Source organism: uncultured Methylobacterium sp. (assembly GCF_964242245.1).
Taxonomy (GTDB): domain Bacteria; phylum Pseudomonadota; class Alphaproteobacteria; order Rhizobiales; family Beijerinckiaceae; genus Methylobacterium.
Genome location: NZ_CAXTBY010000032.1, coordinates 1 through 19,417 on the forward strand (window position 1 = coordinate 1; position 19,417 = coordinate 19,417).

At 72.5% G+C, this 19,417-nt stretch carries 19 protein-coding genes; 8 read left to right on the top strand and 11 right to left on the bottom strand.

Going from position 1 to position 19,417, the window contains the following annotated elements:
* Window positions 1-138: 138 nt before the first annotated feature.
* Together ACFE8Y_RS09570 and recG are read right to left on the bottom strand one after the other, a co-directional pair.
* A complete protein-coding gene (locus ACFE8Y_RS09570) occupies window positions 139-387 on the bottom strand; it encodes a hypothetical protein (RefSeq protein WP_375464154.1) in 249 nt (82 codons plus the stop codon).
* Window positions 384-2,540 (bottom strand): ATP-dependent DNA helicase RecG, encoded by a 2,157-nt coding sequence (gene recG / locus ACFE8Y_RS09575; RefSeq protein ID WP_375464155.1) that lies wholly within the window; start codon window positions 2,538-2,540, stop codon window positions 384-386. The genes ACFE8Y_RS09570 and recG overlap by 4 nt, the downstream gene beginning before the upstream one ends.
* Before the next feature lie 251 nt (window positions 2,541-2,791).
* On the opposite strand from recG, the gene ACFE8Y_RS09580 reads away from it, so the two are divergent.
* Window positions 2,792-3,142 (top strand): 4-fold beta flower protein, encoded by a 351-nt coding sequence (locus ACFE8Y_RS09580; protein ID WP_375464156.1) that lies wholly within the window; start codon window positions 2,792-2,794, stop codon window positions 3,140-3,142.
* Window positions 3,143-3,195: 53 nt separating this feature from the next.
* Window positions 3,196-3,492, top strand: coding sequence for a succinate dehydrogenase assembly factor 2 (locus tag ACFE8Y_RS09585; protein ID WP_375464157.1), 297 nt, complete (start codon window positions 3,196-3,198; stop codon window positions 3,490-3,492).
* An 80-nt stretch (window positions 3,493-3,572) separates the two neighbouring features.
* Here the strand turns inward: ACFE8Y_RS09585 and ACFE8Y_RS09590 are convergent, their stop codons facing one another.
* Together ACFE8Y_RS09590 and ACFE8Y_RS09595 are read right to left on the bottom strand one after the other, a co-directional pair.
* Window positions 3,573-3,914: a hypothetical protein gene (locus ACFE8Y_RS09590; RefSeq protein ID WP_375464158.1), complete on the bottom strand. Its 342-nt coding sequence runs from the start codon at window positions 3,912-3,914 to the stop codon at window positions 3,573-3,575.
* Between the two features lie 302 nt (window positions 3,915-4,216).
* Window positions 4,217-5,536, bottom strand: a complete 1,320-nt coding sequence (locus ACFE8Y_RS09595; protein ID WP_375464159.1) for an AMP-binding protein — start codon at window positions 5,534-5,536, stop codon at window positions 4,217-4,219.
* Between the two features lie 311 nt (window positions 5,537-5,847).
* On the opposite strand from ACFE8Y_RS09595, the gene ACFE8Y_RS09600 reads away from it, so the two are divergent.
* Window positions 5,848-6,600: an invasion associated locus B family protein gene (locus ACFE8Y_RS09600; RefSeq protein ID WP_375464160.1), complete on the top strand. Its 753-nt coding sequence runs from the start codon at window positions 5,848-5,850 to the stop codon at window positions 6,598-6,600.
* 468 nt (window positions 6,601-7,068) lie between these two features.
* On the opposite strand, the gene ACFE8Y_RS09605 is transcribed toward ACFE8Y_RS09600, so the two are convergent.
* The 4 genes from ACFE8Y_RS09605 to pabB are packed head-to-tail and all read right to left on the bottom strand — an operon-like array spanning window position 7,069 to window position 10,341.
* Window positions 7,069-7,491, bottom strand: a complete 423-nt coding sequence (locus ACFE8Y_RS09605; RefSeq protein ID WP_375464161.1) for a DoxX family protein — start codon at window positions 7,489-7,491, stop codon at window positions 7,069-7,071.
* Window positions 7,488-8,339: an aminotransferase class IV gene (locus ACFE8Y_RS09610; RefSeq protein WP_375464162.1), complete on the bottom strand. Its 852-nt coding sequence runs from the start codon at window positions 8,337-8,339 to the stop codon at window positions 7,488-7,490. The genes ACFE8Y_RS09605 and ACFE8Y_RS09610 overlap by 4 nt, the downstream gene beginning before the upstream one ends.
* Window positions 8,326-8,943 (bottom strand): anthranilate synthase component II, encoded by a 618-nt coding sequence (locus ACFE8Y_RS09615; protein ID WP_375464163.1) that lies wholly within the window; start codon window positions 8,941-8,943, stop codon window positions 8,326-8,328. The genes ACFE8Y_RS09610 and ACFE8Y_RS09615 overlap by 14 nt, the downstream gene beginning before the upstream one ends.
* Before the next feature lie 12 nt (window positions 8,944-8,955).
* Complete coding sequence (pabB, locus tag ACFE8Y_RS09620) at window positions 8,956-10,341, bottom strand: aminodeoxychorismate synthase component I (RefSeq protein WP_375464164.1); 1,386 nt, start codon at window positions 10,339-10,341, stop codon at window positions 8,956-8,958.
* Between the two features lie 255 nt (window positions 10,342-10,596).
* Here pabB and rimO point away from each other — a divergent pair, with 255 nt between their 5' ends.
* Window positions 10,597-11,934 carry a 30S ribosomal protein S12 methylthiotransferase RimO gene (gene rimO / locus ACFE8Y_RS09625; protein WP_375464165.1) on the top strand — a complete coding sequence of 446 codons (1,338 nt, stop codon included), beginning with the start codon at window positions 10,597-10,599 and terminating at the stop codon, window positions 11,932-11,934.
* A gap of 89 nt (window positions 11,935-12,023) precedes the next feature.
* On the opposite strand, the gene mazG is transcribed toward rimO, so the two are convergent.
* Window positions 12,024-12,896, bottom strand: a complete 873-nt coding sequence (mazG, locus tag ACFE8Y_RS09630; RefSeq protein ID WP_375464166.1) for a nucleoside triphosphate pyrophosphohydrolase — start codon at window positions 12,894-12,896, stop codon at window positions 12,024-12,026.
* A 727-nt stretch (window positions 12,897-13,623) separates the two neighbouring features.
* Between mazG and ACFE8Y_RS09635 the strand changes: the two genes are divergently transcribed.
* From ACFE8Y_RS09635 to ACFE8Y_RS09645, 3 genes are all read left to right on the top strand, one after another.
* The gene (locus ACFE8Y_RS09635) at window positions 13,624-14,721 is read left to right on the top strand and encodes a replication protein RepA (RefSeq protein ID WP_375464167.1); all 1,098 of its coding nucleotides are present in this window, start codon (window positions 13,624-13,626) and stop codon (window positions 14,719-14,721) included.
* 140 nt (window positions 14,722-14,861) lie between these two features.
* The gene (locus tag ACFE8Y_RS09640; protein ID WP_375464168.1) at window positions 14,862-15,380 is read left to right on the top strand and encodes a winged helix-turn-helix domain-containing protein; all 519 of its coding nucleotides are present in this window, start codon (window positions 14,862-14,864) and stop codon (window positions 15,378-15,380) included.
* A gap of 164 nt (window positions 15,381-15,544) precedes the next feature.
* A complete protein-coding gene (locus ACFE8Y_RS09645) occupies window positions 15,545-15,811 on the top strand; it encodes a hypothetical protein (RefSeq protein WP_375464169.1) in 267 nt (88 codons plus the stop codon).
* A 4-nt stretch (window positions 15,812-15,815) separates the two neighbouring features.
* On the opposite strand, the gene ACFE8Y_RS09650 is transcribed toward ACFE8Y_RS09645, so the two are convergent.
* Entirely contained in the window at window positions 15,816-15,977 is a 162-nt protein-coding gene (locus ACFE8Y_RS09650) for a hypothetical protein (RefSeq protein WP_375464170.1), read from the bottom strand.
* Between the two features lie 314 nt (window positions 15,978-16,291).
* On the opposite strand from ACFE8Y_RS09650, the gene ACFE8Y_RS09655 reads away from it, so the two are divergent.
* Complete coding sequence (locus ACFE8Y_RS09655; protein WP_375464171.1) at window positions 16,292-17,458, top strand: alpha/beta hydrolase; 1,167 nt, start codon at window positions 16,292-16,294, stop codon at window positions 17,456-17,458.
* Here ACFE8Y_RS09655 and ACFE8Y_RS09660 read toward each other — a convergent pair.
* A complete protein-coding gene (locus tag ACFE8Y_RS09660) occupies window positions 17,439-19,355 on the bottom strand; it encodes a heme peroxidase family protein (protein WP_375464172.1) in 1,917 nt (638 codons plus the stop codon). The two genes, ACFE8Y_RS09655 and ACFE8Y_RS09660, sit on opposite strands and share 20 nt — an antisense overlap.
* Window positions 19,356-19,417: the final 62 nt, after the last annotated feature.

Genomic DNA, 19,417 nt, shown 5'->3' on the forward strand with positions numbered 1-19,417 from the left:
TCAGGGGGAGGAGGCGGACCTAGGGCGATCCAACCCCCTCGTCGCCTGCCTGCGGCGTCGCGCCCGGTTCGTTCCCGCGCCCGCACCGCCTCGGGCGAGCCTCCCCCGGCTTGCGTGCCCGTCATCCCTCCACGGATGTCAGGGCTGCGCCGGGAACGTCCATTCCGGGCCGCGGGCGCTGTCGGCCTGCTCGCTCAGTTGGGCGACGCCCCAGGGCAGGCGGTGGCGTCCGGAGGCGCGCGGCGTGGCCGGAACGCTCGCGCAGGGCTGGGTCGCCTCAATGGCGGCCACCGCCGTCGGGATGCCGGGTGCAGGCTGCACCGGGCCGCAGGGCATCCGCCGCGCCAGCAACCCGGCGGGGCGTCCGCCCTCGCCCGACCGCCTCACCCCGCATCGAGCAGGCGGATCGCGGCGTCGCGCTCGAACAGGTAGAGCAGCACCCGCAGGGCCCGGCCCCGCTCGGTCTTCAGGCTGGGATCGCGCTCGACGATCAGCCGCGCGTCGTCGCGGGCGACCTCCAGCAGGGCGCCGTCGCTCTCGAGCCGCGCCAGCCGGAAGGCGGCGAGCCCGGACTGGCGGGTGCCGAGCACCTCGCCCTCGCCGCGCAGGCGCAGGTCGGCCTCCGCGATGCGAAACCCGTCCTCGCTCTCGCGCATCATCTCCAGCCGCGCCCGGGCGACCTGCCCGAGGGGGCCGCGGTAAAGGAGCAGGCACGACGAGGCCTTCGATCCGCGCCCGACGCGCCCGCGGAGCTGGTGGAGCTGGGCCAGCCCGAAGCGCTCGGCGTGCTCGATCACCATGATGGTCGCCTCCGGCACGTCGACGCCGACCTCGACGACCGTGGTCGCGACCAGCACCCGCGCCGCGCCGGAGACGAAGCGGGCCATCGCCGCGTCCTTGTCCGGCCCCGGCATCCTGCCGTGGATCAGCCCGACCGCGTCGCCGAAGTGCCGCTTCAGGTCGTCGAAGCGCTCGGCCGCCGCGGCGAGGTCGAGGAACTCGGATTCCGCCACCAGCGGGCAGATCCAGTAGACCCGCTCCCCCGCCTCCAGCGCCCGCTCCAGGCCCGCCACCACCGCGTCGAGCCGCTCGGTCGGGATCGTCAGGGTGCGGATCGGCCGGCGCCCGGCCGGCTTCTCGTCGAGCACCGAGACGTCCATGTCGCCGAAGAAGGTCAGCGCCAGGGTGCGCGGGATCGGGGTCGCGGTCATCACCAGGATGTCGACCGCGGCACCCTTCGCGCCGAGCGCGAGGCGCTGGTGCACGCCGAAGCGGTGCTGCTCGTCGACCACGGCGAGGCCGAGATCGGAGAACACCACGCCGTCCTGGAACAGGGCGTGGGTGCCGACCAGGATGTCGATCTCGCCGGCGGCCAGATCGGCCAGCGTCGCCCGGCGCTCGGCCGCGCGGTCGCGCCCGGTCATCAGCCGCAGGCGCAAGGGCCCCGCGAGCGGCGCCAGCCGCTCGAAGTGCTGGCGCGCCAGGATCTCGGTCGGCGCCATCAGCGCCGCCTGACGGCCCGCCTCGCAGGCCGAGGCCATGGCGAGCAGCGCCACCGCGGTCTTGCCGGAGCCGACGTCGCCCTGGAGCAGGCGCAGCATCCGCCGGTCGGAGGCGAGGTCGGCGCGGATCTCGGCGACCGCCCGGCCCTGCGCGCCCGTCAGCGCGAACGGCAGCCCGGCCTCGATGCGGGCGCTCAGGCGCCCGTCGCCGGCATTGACGCGGCCGGCTTTTCGCCGGGCGCGCGCGCGCAGCAGGGCGAGGGCCAGTTGCGAGGCCAGCAGTTCGTCGTAGGCGAGGCGCTTGCGCGACGGGGTCGCGGGCGGCGGCGTCGCGGTGCCGTCCGCACCGAGCGTCGGGGGCTTGGGCGCCTCCTCGGGGCGATGCTCCGTCCGCAGCGCATCGGCGAAGGCGGGCAGGCCGTTCTGGCGGAGCCACGCCGCGTCCTGCCACTCGGGCAGCACGGGCAGGCGCTCCAGCGCCGCCAGCGCCAGCTTGCCGATCGCCCGCGAGGTCAGCCCCTCGGTGGCGCCGTAGATCGGCTCGACCGCCGGCAGCGCGGCCAGCCCCTCCGCATCGACGACGCGGGACGGGTGGACCATCTGCCGCTGCCCGTCCCACAGGTCGATCCGGCCGGAGACGAAGCGATGGGCGCCCAGCGGCAGCATCCGCTCGACGCGGGCCGCCGGCATGCCGAAGAACACGAGGCTGATGTCGCCGGTCGCGTCCTCGACCAGCACCCGGTGCGGGCGCCGCCCGGCGCCCGCCTGCGCCGCGCGGTGGCCGACCACAGTGACGCCGACGGTCACAGGCTCGCCGACCGGCGCCTCGCTGATCGAGCCGATGAGCTGACGCGCCGTGCCGCCCTGCGGCAGGTGGAACAGGAGGTCGACGATGCGGGCGGGCTGCTCGGGCGTGCCGAGCAGCCGCTCGATCATCGGCGCCATCTTCGCGCCGACGCCGGGCAGACCGCGGACGGGGGCGAAGAGCGGGTCGAGGATGCTGGGGCGCAGGGTCGAAGGAGTTGCGTCGTCGCTCATCGGAGGCTTCTGTCGGGCTCGTCCGGCCCGCGTCTGCCCTCATAGCGGGCAGATGACGCGCCGTCGCGGCCATCGCGTCACGGTATCCCGGGATCGCAGGATCACGAGATCCCATCCCAGGACGAAGCGTCGGCGCGCCGCCCACGCCGCCGAGAGCCGCGCGCCCGACGACGGACCCGTATCCACTTCGTCGCTGAGCGCTCTAGGTATCGGTTTGCGTCGCCTCATGCGACGCGGGACGGGGGCCGGCGATGATCGAGTTTTTCGACCGGGAGGGCCGTCCGACCGCCTTCTGCGACGACGGGCGGGCGATCTATCACTGGGACGGGCGCCCGGCGGCGATCATCGACGACGACAGGGTGTTCGCCTACTCGGGACGCTTCGTCGGCTGGTTCTCCGACGGCTGGATCAGCGACGCGGCCGGCGGACGGTTGCTGTACGAATTCGACGCGGTCGGCGGACCGGCCAAGCCCCCGCGCGCCGCGCGCACGGCGAAGGGGCAGCGCGGCGCCAAGCCGCCTCAGGGCGCCCGCGAGGCCGTGCCCGCCCATCCGGGACCCTCCTCGGCCTGGTCGGAGACCGCCTTCTCGGGATTGGTCTGAGCGTCATCCCAGGGCGCGCCGACATCCGGCCGCTTCGTATCGAGGATACATCCATGTCCGGCACCACCCGCACCAGCGCGGACCTCGATCCCCGCCGCCGCCGCACGCTGTTTCGCGCTTGGCATCGGGGCATCCGCGAGATGGACCTGATCATGGGCCGGTTCGCCGATGCCGAGATCGGGACCCTGAGCGCATCCGAACTCGACCTGTTCGAGGCCCTGATCGAGGTGCCCGACCGCGACCTGTTCCGCTGGCTCACCGGGGAGGCCCAGGTGCCGGGGAACTACGACACGGCCGTCTTCCGCCGCCTGAAGGCCTTTCACAGGCACGACGCGCCGATCCACGTGTAACCGATCGGTGCTTGCGTCCTCGGGGTGATTCTGCCTCCGGGCGGTCCCGCGGATCGCGGCGTCGGCCCTCGTCGGCGACCTTAAAGCTCGGGCTCGCTGACGACGTAGGGGCCGATGCGGCTCATCAGGTCGACCGGTGCGCCCGCGCGGCGGTCCTTCGCCTCGACCACCAGGACCGGGATGCCGCTGTCGCGCATCTGCGCCCGCAGGCGCGCGGCGAGGCGGGCGTAGGCGGGATCGCGCCGGGCCGAGGTCTGCAGCAGGACGGCTGCGGGCCGGGCGATCACCGCCAGCACGTCGCCCGCCGCTTCCAGGGAGACGGTGACGCTGGCATAGCCGAGTTCGGCCAGCTCACCGGCCAGAGAGTGATCGATGGCGCGGACACCATCGTCGACGACGAGCACTTGTTGCAGCGCACCCATAAGCTTGAGAGCTATCCCATCGCAGGCGACTTGGGAAGGGACCTGAGCGTTGAAACCCACCGGCCGCTGTTTTGTTCGCCGGCACGGTTCGAAGGCCACGATAGGGGTTCTCGATGAGTGCCGGATGAACCGGACTGCCCCGCCCGGCGCTCGTCCTGAAGCATCGCATTAGATGATCGATGCAAAGCTCTGAACATATTTATGTTATCTGGTATTCTCCGGCCGTCCTTCGCGGTGATCGAACGATGGATCGGGATCGATCGGCATCCGCCGACGATGCGCCGCGCAGACGAGAGGGCTGCTCAGGCCTCGATCACGCCGATTGCGGTGCCGGCAAACAGCTCGATCCGGAAGCCGGACGCACGGAAGTCGCCGGTCTGCCCAGGGGTGATCTTACCGGTGGCCTTGCCGGTGCTCTCGCCGCGCCGCAGCGGAGCGGCCTTGCAGGCCTGTCCCTGGAGGGCGAGGCGCCCGTCCGGCTCGCGGCGCAGTCCGAGGAGCGCGGGGGGCAGGGGGAGGCGGCCGGGCTCGACCAGCGTCAGGGCGAGGTCGTCGGCGCCGCGTCGGCCCGACAGCAGCGCATCCTCGTCGAGGGCGAGCGCGTCGAGGACGTGCGGCCCGTGCACGTGGTGCGGGCTTCGGGGCCCGAGCCGAATCGGCGCACGGTGGGCCAGCACCAGGGAGCGGACCGAATCCGGCAGATCAAGCGCGGCGAGGGCGGGTTCCAGGAACCCCGGGGCGACGAGGTGGGTCGGAACCGGACGGGCCAGCGCGTCGGCCAGACCCGCGCCGTCGAAGACCGGCATGGTCTCGAGGGCGGCGCCCGCGAGCAGCGCCGCGCCGAGGCCGGTGACGATCCCGCGCAGGTCGCTCGGCGGCAGCAGGGTCAGGATACGCTCGGCCGGGGCGATCCGCGCCGCGACGAGGTGGACGGCGATGGCGGCGAGCAGCGCGTCGCCCGGCCGCTCCACCGGCCGGGACGGATCGCCCCGCGCGAAGCCGGCCAGCCCGCCGCCGCTCTCCGGCACCGGCCCTGCCCGATCGCCGCCTCCGCTGCGGTCGAGGGCGAGCGCATCGAGGTTGATCACGCCGTCCGGCACGTCCGGACCGAAGGCGGCGAGGTAGCGCAGGCCGTAGTAGCCCGCCGCGATCCGGCACAGGCTCTCGGCCGGCCGGGCGGCCCCGAGGCGGGCCTGCGTCAGCACGGCCGCGAGACCCGCCGCCGCGATGCCGGATGCGGCCTGCGCCTCGGTCCAGGCCGGGGGCATCGGGCAGGGCACGTGGCCGGCCGCCTCGACCGCGAGGTGGGCCACGAGTCCTTCGGTGCTGCCGGGGAACCACAGCCCGATCCGGCTTCCGGGCGGCAGCCGCCATCCGCGGAAGCCCCGGGCGAGGCGCGCGACGATCTCGGTCGCGGTCCCGTAGGTCCAGGTCATCGCGGGCCGGCCGCTCCAGACCGGCTTGTCGGCGGCGTCCGTGAAGGCGATGCGGGCGGGATGGCTCCGGGCGTGCGCCGCCAGCAGCGCCGACAGGCCGGTGCGCCGCAGCGGACCGTCCGCCTCGGCCGCGGCGTCGCGCCCCAGCCCGGCCGGCCGCTCGATTGAGGACTGCGCCGCAGGCAAGGGGGCCGAACTCCGCACCGGATGACGGGTCATCGATGCGGGTTCAGGGTTAACCAATGCCTAACGCGCGCCCCGGAGGCCGGCGGTGTCATGCCTTCGCCGCATTCGGCGGGGAAGCAGGCCGCCCGTTATCACCGCGGGCTCGCGCGGTGCCGCGTGCAGGCGCGTCGCCGCGGCAGGGCCCACCGGCGGCGCGCCGGGCGCACTCCGACACACCGGGCGCCCGCCGGCTCGGCAGCGCTCCGAACCGCGCCATGGTCTTCCCGTCCCGACAAATTCCCGTCACGACGAACCTCAAAGGGTCTGAGCCGATGTCCTCCGCCAAAAGCCCGGCGCACCTGATGCGCGCCGCCGCGTTCCTCGCCCTCGCCGGCCTCGCCGGTCCGGCGCTCGCCCAGCCGAAGAAGGCGACGCCCGCCCCGGCGGCGCCCGCTCCGGCCGCCCCCGCCCCCGCGACGCCGGCGGCCAACACGCCCGCCGCCCAGACCGGCCCGCAGATCGTCACGGTGAAGTCCGAGCCGAGCCAAGCCGAGTGGACCAAGGTCTGCGGCAAGGACGGCGGCTCGGGCACCGACATCTGCTACACCACCCGCGACTTCGTCTCCGACCAGGGCCAGCCGGTGCTCGCGGTCGCCGTCTACGAGATGAAGAACCCGGCCACGAAGCAGGAGGTGCGCGTGGTGCGCTACCTGCTGCCGCTCGGCCTGCTGCTCCAGCCCGGCATCCGCTTCACCGTCGACGGGCAGCAGGGCACCGCGGGCAAGTTCGCGGTCTGCTTCCCCAACGGCTGCTTCGCCGAGGCCGGCGGCGTCGATTCGGCCGTCGTCGCCGCGATGAAGAAGGGCACGACGCTCAGCGTCTCGGTGCAGAACCAGACCCAGCGCGAGGTCACCTTCGCCGTGCCGCTCGCCGGCTTCGGCAAGGCCTTCGACGGGCCGGCCATGGACCCCAAGGTTTTGGAGGAGCAGCAGAAGAAGCTCCAGTCCGAGCTGGAGAAGCGCAGCGAGGACATGCGCAAGAAGCTGGAGCAGCAGCCGGCCGCCAACGCGGCTCCGAAGCCCTGATCCCTCCGAGGGCCCGGCGCGCCCCGGACGTCAGCCGGCGTCGCCGGGGACGAGGCTGAGATGGCCGCCCCTTTCCTTCCGAGCCGGCTTTCCGGGTTCCGACCTGGATGCCGGATCGTGCCGCGCCTTGCGCGCGGGCCTCGGCTTGAGCCGTTCGAGGACGGCCTCGATCGCGCGCTCGACGTCGGCGCGACCCGGCGGAACCTCGGGCATCGCGGCGGGCTGCGGCTTCGATCGGTTCGGGGGGCGGCTCTTGGGCATCGGGCGGCTCTTGGGCATCGGAAGAGGCGTAGCAAGATCCTGACGCCGCCGCGATGCGCGGATCGGCTGACAGTGCATCGAGCGCTTCGCGAGCAACTCCAAGCCGCAACGGCGCGAGCGATCCTGCGATCATCGGACGACGCGATCCTGTGATCCCGTGATCCGGGCCGGAAGCCGTCGCCGCGATGGGCGGAGACCTTGGAATCCTTACGCGGACCGCCCGCGGCGGAACGGCCAGTCGGTCAGGCCGCCGGCGAACAGGGCCGCCCAGATCAGCACCGGCTGGAACGCCAGCCGCGGGCCGTGATACCACCAGGAATCCGGCAGCCCCGCGACGTGGATGCCCTCCAGCGCCTGCTTGAGGTTGGCCGGCCAGACGCAGAGCGCGTAGAGGGCCAGCCCGCCCCCCGCGGCCCGGCGCAGGCGGGGGCTGAGCAGCGCCGCGGCCCCGGCGAGCTCGCACAGGCCGGTGGCGAGGATGACGAGGCGCGGCGCGGGGACCCAGTCCGGCATGATCGGCATCAGCGCGTCGGGCGCCGCGAGGTGGACCGCGCCGATGCCGCCGTAGAGCACGATCAGCGCCTGGCGCAGCCACACCCGCCCGGCCGCCTCGATCGGTTGCCCGATCATGCCACCCGATCCTCGGGCACGCCGCAGGCAGTCGCCACCCGCGCCCGCAGGGCCGCCGCGAGGCGGGCGACGATCGGATGCTCGCGCGGATAGGCCCTGGCACCGATCGCGGAGACCGGTGCGAGCAGCCGCAGGGAGTTGGTGAGGAACACCGTGTCGGCCCGTTCGAGATCGGCCGGGGTCAGCGACCGTTCCTCGCAGATCAGCCCGCAACCCGGCGCCACCGCGGTCAGGATCTCGGCGCGGACGATGCCGGCGAGAACGCCGTCCGTGAGCGGCGGCGTGAGGATGGTCGCGCCGAACACCGCGAAGACGTTGCCCGTCCCGGCGCAGGCGACAGCCCCGCCGGTGTTGCGGAACAGGGCCTCGTCGAAGCCGGCCGCCCGCGCGGACGCGGCGGAGACGACCGCGTCGAGGTAGCCCAGCGACTTCAGGCGGGCGGTGGGCGAGGTCTCGTTGCGCCGGACCTGCGCCGGCCACAGCCGCAGCGGCGCGAAGGCGGTGCCCGGGGCGCTCGGCGCGGCGGTGGCGAACAGGGTCGGGGCCGGGTCGGCGGGGGGCGCGAGCCCGCGGGGCCCGGCGCCGCGGGTGAGGGTGGTGCGGATCGCGAGCCGCTCGCCCGTCGCGGCGAGCGCGCGCATCGCCGCGCGGATGCGGTCCGGCGCGACCGGGAAGCCGAGGGCGGCGGCGGCGGCAGTGAGGCGGTCGACGTGGGCCGCCTCGAAGGCGACGCGGCCGCCGAGCGCGAGCGCGGTGTCGAACACCCCGTCCCCGAGGGTCAGGCCGCGGTCGGCGAGGTCGAAGGGCACGGTGGTGCCCTCGACCAGCCGCCCGTCATGCCACAGCATGGTTCGCCGCCGCGGCGCGCCGAACCCGCCAGTCCCGGGCAAGCCCCAGGAAGTTCGCGAAGATGGCGTGGCCGTTCTCGGTCAGCACCGATTCCGGGTGGAACTGGATGCCGTAGGTCGGGTGGGTGCGGTGCGAGAGCGCCATCACCTCGCCCTCGTCCGAGCGGGCGTCGACCGCGAGGTGCCGCTCCATCCCGGGCTGCTCGGCCACCACGAGGGAGTGGTAGCGTCCCACCTGCATCGGCACGGGCAGGCCGGAAAACAGCCGCTCGCCCGCGTGCGCCACCGGCGTCGCCTGCCCGTGCAGCGGCCTTCGCGCCCGCTCGATGCGCCCGCCGAAGGCTGCGCCGATCGCCTGATGGCCGAGGCAGACGCCGAGGATCGGCAGCGCCCCCGACAGGTCGCGGATCGCGGGGAGCGAGACTCCGGCCTCAGTCGGCGTGCAGGGACCGGGCGAGACCACCAGGGCATCGGGCGCCAGCGCCCGGATGCCAGGGACGTCCAGCGCGTCGTTGCGCACGACGCGGACCGCCTCGCCCAGCTCCTCCAGGTAGCGGACCACGTTGAAGACGAACGAGTCGTAATTGTCGATGACGAGGATCATGGGATTATGGGATCACGCCCCGAACGCCTGGAACACGCGGGCGGCCTTGGTCAGGGTCTCTTCGTACTCGGCGGCCGGATCCGAGAGCAGGGTGACGCCGCCGCCGGCCTGGAGCACGGCGCGCGCCTCGTCCATGAACACGGTACGGATCGCGATCGACGTGTCGAGGCTGCCGTCGAAGCCGATCCGGCCGATGGCGCCGCAGTAGAGCTCCCGCGCGTCGCCCTCGATCTCAGTGATGATGTCCATGGCCCTGAGCTTGGGCGCGCCGGTGATGGAACCGCCGGGGAAGGTGTTCTCGATGAGATCCAGCGCGTCGAGCCCGTCGCGCAGCGTGCCGGTCACGACCGAGACGAGATGGTGGATGCCGGCGTAGGATTCCAGCCCGCACAGCATCGGCACCCGCACGCTGCCGGCCGCGCAGACCCGCGAGAGGTCGTTGCGCAGGAGGTCGACGATCATCGTGTTCTCGGCCCGCTCCTTCGGGTCGGCGACGAGCGCGGCGGCGCGGGCCGCGTCCTCGGCGGCATCCGCGGCGCGCGCCACCGTGCCCTTGATCGGCCGGGTCTCGACGCGGCGCCCGTCGAGCCTCAGGAAGCGCTCGGGCGAGCTCGACGCGACGCTCAGGGCTTCGAAGGCGAGGAAAGCGCCGAACGTCGCCGGGTTGGTCTCGCGCAGGCGGCGGTAGAGCGCGAACGGATCGAAGCCCTGCGGCAGAGCCGCCGTGAAGCGCTGGGCGATGTTGGCCTGGTAGATGTCGCCGGCGCGGATGTAGTCCCGCACGGCCTCGACCGCCGCCTCGTAGGCCGCGCGCGTGAAATTCGAGCGCCAGACCAGGGTCTCGGCGCGGGCCGGCGGGGCGGGATCGGCCTCCGCCGCGCCGAGGAGGTCGGCAAACCGGGACAGGCGTTCCCGAGCCCGGGCCTCGCGCCGCCCGGGGTCCGATTCCGGGAACCCGGTCGCGGCGAGCCGGCAGGTGCCGGCCGCGTGGTCGACGACGAGCACCGTGTCGTAGAGGTTGAACGCGGCGTCGTCCGTGAGCCCGGCCCGGCGGGCGGGCGCGGCGACCCGCTCCAGCGACCGCCCGAGATCGTAGGCGAGGTAGCCGATCGCCCCGCCCGGAAACGCCGCGCCGTCCGGGAGGCGATAGGGCGCAAGGCACGCGCGCAGCGCCGCGATCGGGCCGCCCTCCATCGGGCGGCCGTCCAGCGTGGCGGCGCCATCACGGACGCGGAACCGGGCGAACGGGTCGGCGCCGAGGATCGAGACGCGGCCCAACGTGTCGTGCCGCATCGCGCTGTCGAGGAAGGCGAGGCCGGGCAGGCGCCGCAGCCGCAGCGCGGCCGCGACCGGCGCGATGAACGGGATGTCCCGGGTCCAGATCTGCTGCGGTGCCATGATCCGTTCGGCGGATTTCGGTGCGCCGGTCGGCGCGTCCCGGCCGCAGGCCTCGCACAGGCGTTGCCGCGAGGAAAGACCGCGATTGAACGCGGCGGGGAGCGGGCGCGGCGTCGCACGGATCGCGGCCGGGCAGGGGCGGGGCTCGCAAGGGCCGACCGATGCGGTTATACGGGGCGCCACACCGCCAAAATCAGGATCGTCGCGGCGTCCGGCCTGCCGTCGGCCGTCGGCGTCCGCGCCGCACGGGCCCGCATGACCGCATCCGCCACACCCCTCGACAAGGCCGCGCCGAAGATCTCGTTCGTGTCGCTCGGCTGCCCGAAGGCGCTCGTCGATTCCGAGCGCATCCTCACCCACCTGCGGGCCGAGGGCTACGAACTCGCCCGGCGCCACGACGGGGCGGACGTGGTCATCGTCAACACCTGCGGGTTCCTCGATTCGGCCAAGGCCGAGTCGCTGTCGGCGATCGGCGCGGCGATGGCGGAGAACGGCCGCGTCATCGTCACCGGCTGCATGGGCGCGCAGCCCGATGAAATCCGCGAGAAGTACCCGAACCTCTTGGCCGTCACCGGCCCACAGGCCTACGAATCGGTGGTGGCGGCGGTGCACGAGGCGGTGCCGCCGGCCCACGACCCGTTCCTCGACCTCGTGCCGCCCCAGGGCGTCAAGCTGACGCCGCGGCACTACGCCTACCTGAAGATCTCGGAGGGCTGCAACAACCGCTGCAGCTTCTGCATCATCCCCACTTTACGCGGCGACCTCGTCAGCCGCCCGGCCGGCGACGTGCTGCGGGAGGCGGAAAAGCTCGTCAAGGCGGGGGTCAAGGAACTGCTCGTCGTCTCGCAGGACACCAGCGCCTACGGGCTCGACCTGCGCTACGCGGCGAGCCCGTGGCGCGACCGCGCGGTGCGGGCGCGGTTCTACGATCTCGCCGCCACGCTCGGCGAACTCGGCGCCTGGGTGCGGCTGCACTACGTCTACCCCTACCCGCACGTCGACGAGGTCATCCCGCTGATGGCGGAGGGCAAGGTGCTGCCCTACCTCGACATGCCGCTCCAGCACGCGAGCCCGTCCGTGCTGAGGCGCATGCGCCGCCCCGGCAACCAGGAGAAGCAGTTGGAGCGCATCCGGGCCTGGCGCGCGATCTGCCGGGATCTCGCCATCCGCTCGACCTTCATCGTGGGCTTTCCCGGGGAGACGGAGACCGAGTTCTCGGAGCTGCTGGACTGGATTCAGGAAGCGCGCCTCGATCGCGTCGGCTGCTTCACCTACGAGCCGGTGACGGGGGCCGCCGCCAACGCGCTGGGCGCGGCGGTGCCGCCGGAGCTGCAGCGGGAGCGCAAGCACCGCTTCATGGAGGCGCAGCAGGCGGTGTCGCTGCGCCTGCAGCGGGCGCGGATCGGCAGGCGCATGCCCGTGATCATCGACACGGTGGGGCCCGCCGGCATCACGGGGCGCTCGAAGTACGACGCGCCCGAGATCGACGGCACCGTCCACGTCTCGGCCCGCCGCCCGGTACGCCAGGGGGACATCGTGACGGTGCGGATCGAGGCGGCGGACGCCTACGACCTGCGCGGCAGCGTGGTTTAGCGCCGTCCTCGATCCGCCGCACGCGCGGCGTGCCCCCTCTCCTTCGAGAGCGCGCGCCCGCGTGATCCGGCCTCGCGCCCCGGGATCGATCAGGCCTCCGGCACGGTGCGCTCGCTCCGCTTCACCGCCGCCCAGGCCGCCTCCATCGCCGCGAGGTCGCTCCCGACGAGCGTCAGGCCGTCGGCGCGAAGCCGCGCGACCATCCCGGCAAAGCGCCGGACGAACTTGTCGTTGCCGGCGCGCAACGCCGCCTCCGGATCGACGCCGGCGTGCCGGGCAAGGTTGGCCACCGAGAACAGCAGGTCGCCGATCTCTTCCGTGAGCGCCGCGGGATCGCCGGCCCGCAGCGCCTCGGCCACCTCGTCGGTCTCCTCCCGGACCTTGGCCACGACCTCGACCGGATCGGACCAGTCGAAGCCGTGGGCGGCGGCGCGGCGCGCGATCTTCTCGGCACGGGTCAGGGCCGGCAGGGCCCGCGCGATGCCGGCCAGGGACTCGTCGCCGGCCAAGGGATCGTCGCGGGCTGGGGAATCGTCCCGTCCCGCCGCGCGCGCCGGCCTGCGCGACCGCTCCACGGCCTTGATCGCCTCCCACTGCTCGGCGATGGCTGCGGGATCGCGCAGGCCGCCGTCGGCGCGCAGGCCGCCGTGCGCGTCGAACACGTGCGGGTGGCGGCGGATCAGCTTGGCCGTGATCGCCGCCGCCACGTCGTCGAGGTCGAACGCGCCGACCTCCTCGGCGAGCCGGGCGTGGAACACTACCTGGAGCAGCAGGTCGCCGAGTTCCTCGCGCAGGTCGTCTAGGTCGCCCCGCTCGATCGCATCGGCGACCTCGTAGGCCTCCTCGATCGTGTAGGGCGCGATGCTGGCAAACGTCTGCGCCGCGTCCCAGGCGCAGCCGCGCTCCGGATCGCGCAGCTCCGCCATGATCCGCGCCAGTGTCCGAAACGACGCCTCAGGCATGCCTTCCATCCTCATCCCGCCGCGCCGTGTTCCCGGAAGCGGCGGTTAAACCGTTGGACGCCACGTCGCGTGCATCAATCTCTCCTGCATCAACCGGCTGCCTGGGGAGAAGCTGGCTATATTCCCTGAATTCCATCTTGAATCCTTGCATCTGCGGTTCGTTCTTAAAAAAGAACGCGGCACGAGAACTTAGGAAATATATCTAATCCAGATTCTCAGAGAGTCTGTTATGTGACTTATTAGAGAGCGGGAAAAGACGTTCCTATGCAAGACCTTGAGAGGGGTTCGCGCATTCAGGTCTGCGCGCTGGCGCATCCGAGTCTGCGTGATCCCGCACGCGACTCTGCGTGGAATTCGCATCCGTCCGTATGGGATTCTGCGTGGTCGCGCATGCGATTCGGCGCGTCCGGCGCAGTCGAACGGTTCAGAGCGGGGACAAGTCGGGAGGGCCTGCCGTATCCAACTCTGCGTTACCGGTAGCCGACGCGGTCCGAGCCGATCGGCTTCGGGTTCGGCGCCGGGCGAGGCCCGAACCGGGAAGGCCGCCGCCGATGCGAGGACCGGTCCTCGTCCCCCTGGAAGCGGGGATAGCCGGGATAACCCGGCCGGGGCCGGGACTCCGGGGGGCAGAGTCGTGTCATGCAGAGCGGTCGAGGTTGAGCCTGCGGGCGCCGCGCCTGGACGAGGGCGCGGGCGCCCGCAGGCTGCACGAGGTGGCCGGCGCGTCATGGGGATCGAGGACAGACTGGCGGGCATCCGCGACGCCGACCTCGTCGCCGAGGTCGAGGCGGCCCGCGGCGGGTTCCTCTTCGCGCAGATCGTCGAGCACATCCTGCATCGGCAGCAGGTCCGGGACGCCGAGGCGGCCGCCAGGGGCGACGTCGCCGACAGGCGCGCCGGGATGGGCCGGGATCAGCGCCGCCGCGACGCGGTGCGCGAGGTGATCGAGACCCGGCCGACCGTGCCGGAGAACCTGCAGCACATCCACTCGGTCCTGGCGCTGTGCGGCCTGCCCTACCGCGATCCGGGCGCCGCCCGGGAATTTTCGCGGGAATACGGCCGCAGCTCGCTCAACCTCGTCGCCGGACGCCTCAAGAGCCCGGCGACCGGCGAGATGGAGCCGCAGGGGCTGCCCTACGGACCGAAGGCGCGCCTCGTGCTGCTGCACCTCTGCACCGAGGCCGTGCGGCAGCGCAGCCCGACCATCGCGGTGGCGGACTCGCTCTCGGGCTTCATGCGCGCGATGGGGTTCGCGGTCACCGGCGGCGAGCGCGGCACCATCGGCCAGTTCAAGGAGCAGCTCAACCGTCTCGCCGCCTGCACCATGCAGATCGGCCTGTGGGACGGGCGCGACCAAGCCAGCACCCTCAACGTCCCGCCCTTCCGCAGCCTCGAGCTGTGGCGCGCGCCGGGCCGGGACGGTGTCGTCTGGTCGCGGACCGTGCAGTTCCACCAGGACTTCTACGACAACCTCATCCAGCACGCGCTGCCCGTCGACATCCGGGCCGCGCGCGCCTTCTCCGGCTCCGCGCGCAAGCTCGACCTGCTGTTCTGGGTCGGCTACCGCCTGCGCGCGCTCGCCCGCCCGCTGCGCCTCACCTGGGCGAACCTGCACGGCCAGTTCGGCGCGGAGAACGCCTGCATCCGCAGCTTCCGGCAGGGTTTCAAGGCCGACGTGATGCACCTGCGCGAGGTGTTCCCGAAGCTGCCCGTGGCGCTGGACGACGCCGGCATGCTCCTCCGACCCGCCGATCCGGGCGCGCTGCTCGTGCCGCCGCGTCAGGGAATAAAGAAAGGAATTTCAGCCAAGTCGCGAGCTTCGTAGGAATAACCTGTTCCACGCGCCCGACGCAGGGAATGAGGATTGCGAATTCCCGGCTTGAAAATTGGAATATTCTTTAATTTCCTTTCATTCCAACACGAGGACGTGATATTCCCTTTCCCGCTCGAAAGCGAGGAGGCAGGATGGGCTTGTCCGAAGCGGAGATCGAAGCGCGGCTGGCGAGCCTGCGGCGGCAGCGCGACGCCCTGGATCGGGAGATCGCCGATCACGTCCTCTACCTCGAACTCGGCCGACGCCTGCGCGGGTCGAACGAGGCCGAGACGGACGATCGTGTGCCGGGCGCCGCGCCCACCTCGGAACGCGCGTCCCTCGCGCATTCCGAGGCGACGGCGGTCCCGGCGGCGGGAACACCGACGCCGGTGGCCTTCGGCATCGATCCGGCGGGCTCCCGCCGGTACGGCCGGGCCCTGGTCGAGGCGGCACGCGCCGTCCTCGCGCGGGCCGGCCGGCCGATGCATGCGGGCGAGATCCTGGAGGCTCTCGTCGCGGACGGGTTCACCGTTCCGGGCCAGGACCCCGTCGCGGCGCTCAACACCCGGCTGTGGAAGCGCTCGGGCGTCGACGGGCCGCTGCGGCGGCTCGGCGACGCGGTCTACGCGCTCGCGGTGCCCGGCCCCGACGGTGCGTCGCGCGGTCCGTGATGCACGAAGGCGGCCTGTCGCGGGCCGATGGGCGGGCGATGCGGGTTTGGCGGCGCCGCGCCGTTCCGTGACGCGAGCCCCGCCCGCGTCGGTGCCGGGCGTTTCCCACGATCGACCGGGGATCGCCGGCGTGCCAGGATCGCCTCCGGCGAGGAGGTGTCGGAATGGGCGGCAGGGTCGGATACGGGGGACGTTCGGCGCATGCCGGGCCGCGCCGCGGCGGCGCGGGGATCGTGGCCGCTCCGGTGGTCGCGGGTGCGGTGCTCGCCGGCCTGTGGGCGGGCGCAGCCCTCGCCTCTCAGGGGCCGGGCGTGAGCGAGGGCACGGCCGAACCGATCACCCGCGCGACCGCCGCGGCGATGGCGCTGTTCCCGCCGGTGGCGGTGGCCGTGTTCGCGCTGGCCAAGCTGCTGCTGCGCGACGGGCGGTAGCGCCCTACTCGGCGCGGTCGTTCGGTCCGCCGACGTGCCTCGGGGCAGCACCTCTCAGGTCGCCGACGAGTTCGGAGACGAACATCCGCAGCGAGGCGATCGTGAAGAGGAAGATGGCAGAGACCAGAAGGGCCGAGACCAGGGTCTTTGCGGTCGAGACGTCCACGGCGGAATGTCCTGTGTGAAGTTGATGTTGCGTCACGCCAAGATGGGACCTCGCGGCACGTCGCGCCAGCGGCGACGGGCGAGGTCAGGTATGCGTCTGGCGCAGTCGATGTGCGTAAGAAAACGGAAGAGCTGCGTCGCACGCAGAGTGATGGGCTCAGATCCGTAGCTCGGGATGATCTTCCGGTGATCGTCGGCATCCAAGTGTCGAACCGGCCGGCGATTTGAGCCTTGAGGCTGGTCCCCCGTCGCAAATCCCGCGATAAGCGCCGCCGGACCGAGGATGGGGGCGGGCGGCCTCCGGCGGAGAGCGGCATGAACGCCAAGCGGATGATCCGACGGTTCGCGCGCGCGGCGCTGGTCGCCGCAGCGGCGATGGGCCCCGCGGCGGCGCAGGAGACGCCGCCCCGCCCGGACCCCGCGACGTTCGCCGGCTACTTCTACATCGGCGGGCGCTACGAGCGGGTCGGCGACAAGACGCTGATGGTCGGTCAGATGTTCGTGCAGTCCCGCCGGCCGGTGAGCGTGACGCAGCCGTGGCCGCTCGTGCTGGTGCACGGCATCTCGCAGACCGGGGTCAACTTCCTCGGCACCCCGGACGGCCGGCCGGGCTGGGTCCAGCGCTTCGTCGAGCACGGGTTTGCCGTCTACGTGGTCGATCAGGTCGGGCGCGGGCGCTCGGGCACCAACCCCGAGGTCTACGGCCCCTACGCCCGGTACTCGGCGCGGGCGCTGGAGGAGACCTACACCGCCCAGGAGGTCTACGACCTGTTCCCGCAGGCGCGCCTCCACACCCAGTGGCCGGGCGGGCGCGGCGTGCAGGGCAACGCCGCGTTCGACCAGTTCGTCGCGAGCCAAGTGCCCTACCTCGCCAGCGCCCAGCAGACCGAGGAGCTGGTCGATCCGGCCCTGATCGCGCTCCTGGAGAAGATCGGTCCGGCGGTGCTCGTCACCCACGGGCAGGCCGGGCTGTTCGGCTGGGCGGTCTCGGACGCGCGGCCCGACCTCGTCAAGGCGCACGTCGCGGTCGAGCCGAACGGGCCGCCCTTCTTCGACGTGCGCCTGCGCGGCGGCAAGGATTTCTACGAGAAGGCCGGGGAGGGGCGCGCCCGCGCCTACGGCATCACCCGCGTGCCGCTGACCTACGACCCGCCGGTGAGGTCGCCCGAGGACCTCGTCGTGGCGCAGGCCAGGGCGCCGACGGCCGAGGGACGCATCCGCTGCTGGCTGCAGGGCGATCCGGTGCGCCGGCTCCCGAACCTCGCGCGCGTGCCCGCCCTGATCGTCACCGCCGAGGCCTCGTTCCGCACGCCCGTCGACGAGTGCACCGCCGCCTTCCTGACCCAGGCCGGCGCCAAGCCCGACACCCTGCGGCTCGCCGAGGCCGGCATCCACGGCAACGGCCACATGATGATGCTGGAGAAGAACAGCGATCAGGTCGCCGACGCGCTCATCGGCTGGATCACGGCCCGCCCGCGGTGACGGGCGGAGGCGGCGCGGCGGGTGCCGGCCGGAAGGTCATCGCGCCGCCCGTGGTCCAATGGATCAGTTCGAACAGCGTGGTGAGCGGCGCTTTCGGATCGAAACCGCTGCGGTCCTTCTCGGCGGCGGGGGTCCAGTTCGGGTCCTGGTAGAGGTAGGAGCTATGGTCGGCCTGCGCGATGCCGACGAGCACCTCGGCGACGATGCGGCCGCCGACAGCCCCGAGATGGTGGCCGCCCTTGGCGTCCACGACGCCCTTGCGCCGCGTCACCTCGGCCTCCTTGAGGATGTAGAACCACAGTGGCGCGCGGCCGGCGAAGGGGTTCTCCGCCAGGTTCGGGAAAGCGAGCGGGATCGCAGGCTCGGGCGGCTCGCTCGGGGCGCCGACCGGGAAATCGCCCCAGAGCTGCGTGTCGTCGAGGGGCGTGAGGCCGTAGGCGCGGGCGACGTTCTGGCCCGAGGGAAGTTCGAAGGCGCTGCCGCGCAGGAGGTTGCGATAGGCGAGCGACGGGATGCCGTCGGGCATGTTGCCGCTCTTGGCGACATCCGGCGGCAGCATCGCCAGCGGGTCGACGAGCTGCGTGTCGATGCGGTAGCCGGGCTGCGTCTTCTGCGCGTCCGTCTGCTTCAGGACCTCCAGCACCGGCTTTCCGTCCGGTTTCGGGAAGACCTCGCCCAGGCTCAGCTGCGTCGGCATCTCCCCGGCCGAGAAGAACAGTCCCCAGTCGATCTCCCAGTCCGGCGGCAGCGGGCCGAAGCCGTTGAGGCTCGTTCCCGGTGCCGGCTTCGCGCCCGGTTTCGCGGGAAGCGAGAAGATCGGGATGCGGTGGAAGCGCTTGTCCCGGGCGAACGCCGCCGTCGGGTCGCCGCCGACCCGCGCATCGTTCGCCCGGAGCGCATAGCTCGGCCGGACCATCGAGTGACCGAAGCGGAACGCCGCCACCGAGAACTCGACGGGCATGTAGGCCTGCCCGTGCTTCGGCTTGTAGAAGGTCAGCTTGGGGTGGGGATGGCCCTTCCCGTCCGCGCCGAGGATGTCGCGCCAGACCTCGTCGCCGACGATCCGCGGCAGGTAATCGTTGAGCACGAGGTACTGGTAGTGCCAGCGCACGATCCGCTGCGCCTCCAGGAAGATGTCGTGGCGGCTGCGGAGCTGAGACCGCGCCGACAGGGTGTCGACGACCTTGTTGTGGAAGTTCAGGAACACCGCCTGGACTTGGCAGATCAGGTTGTTCTCGTCGTTGCGCGGGTCGCCGGTGAGTGCGCGGCCCTCGACGTTGCGGGGCAGCTCTCCCGGTCGCACAGTGGTGCCGTCGGCCTGCCGGCCGAGCAGGAAGCGGATGCCGCCGCCATCCGCCTGACGGTCCTTGTACAGGTACGGCTGGTCGTCCGGCCCGCGGCCGTAGAGGCTGTCGAGGTCGAACCGCGGGGTGCGGAAATCCTCGGTGGCGTCCGGGTCGTTCTGCTTCTGCAGGGAACTGTTCGGGTCGAAGGTCAGGTCGTGGTCGATGAACTGGCCGAAATAGGTGTAGCCGGCCGGGATCGTCGGGTTCTCGTCACCGGGCTCTGGTTCCGTGTAGGCGGTGTCCAGCAGGGGTGGCACCGGGTTGAACGCGGCGCTGGGCCCCTCCTCGATGTGGTCCCCGCCCCTGGACCGATGCCGCCGCTTCCACTCCGGCGAGCCCGGTGGCACGACCTTGGCCGTCTCCGCCTGGATCATGCCCTCCGCGAGCGTGACCAGATCGGCCTTGTCGTAGGTCTCGCCCGGCAGCCAGCGGAACATCCGCCCGAAGCGCGTGCCTTCCCGGCTTGACCGGTCGACGCTGCCGAGGCCGCGCACGCGCCCGTGCGGGCGGTGGGCGGGCTGCTCGTTGGGGTTCCGCTTCGACCTGTCCATGGTCTCATCCTGTGCTCGCGGATCGGGATGATCGCCCCCTCGAAACCGTCCCGCGGAACGGG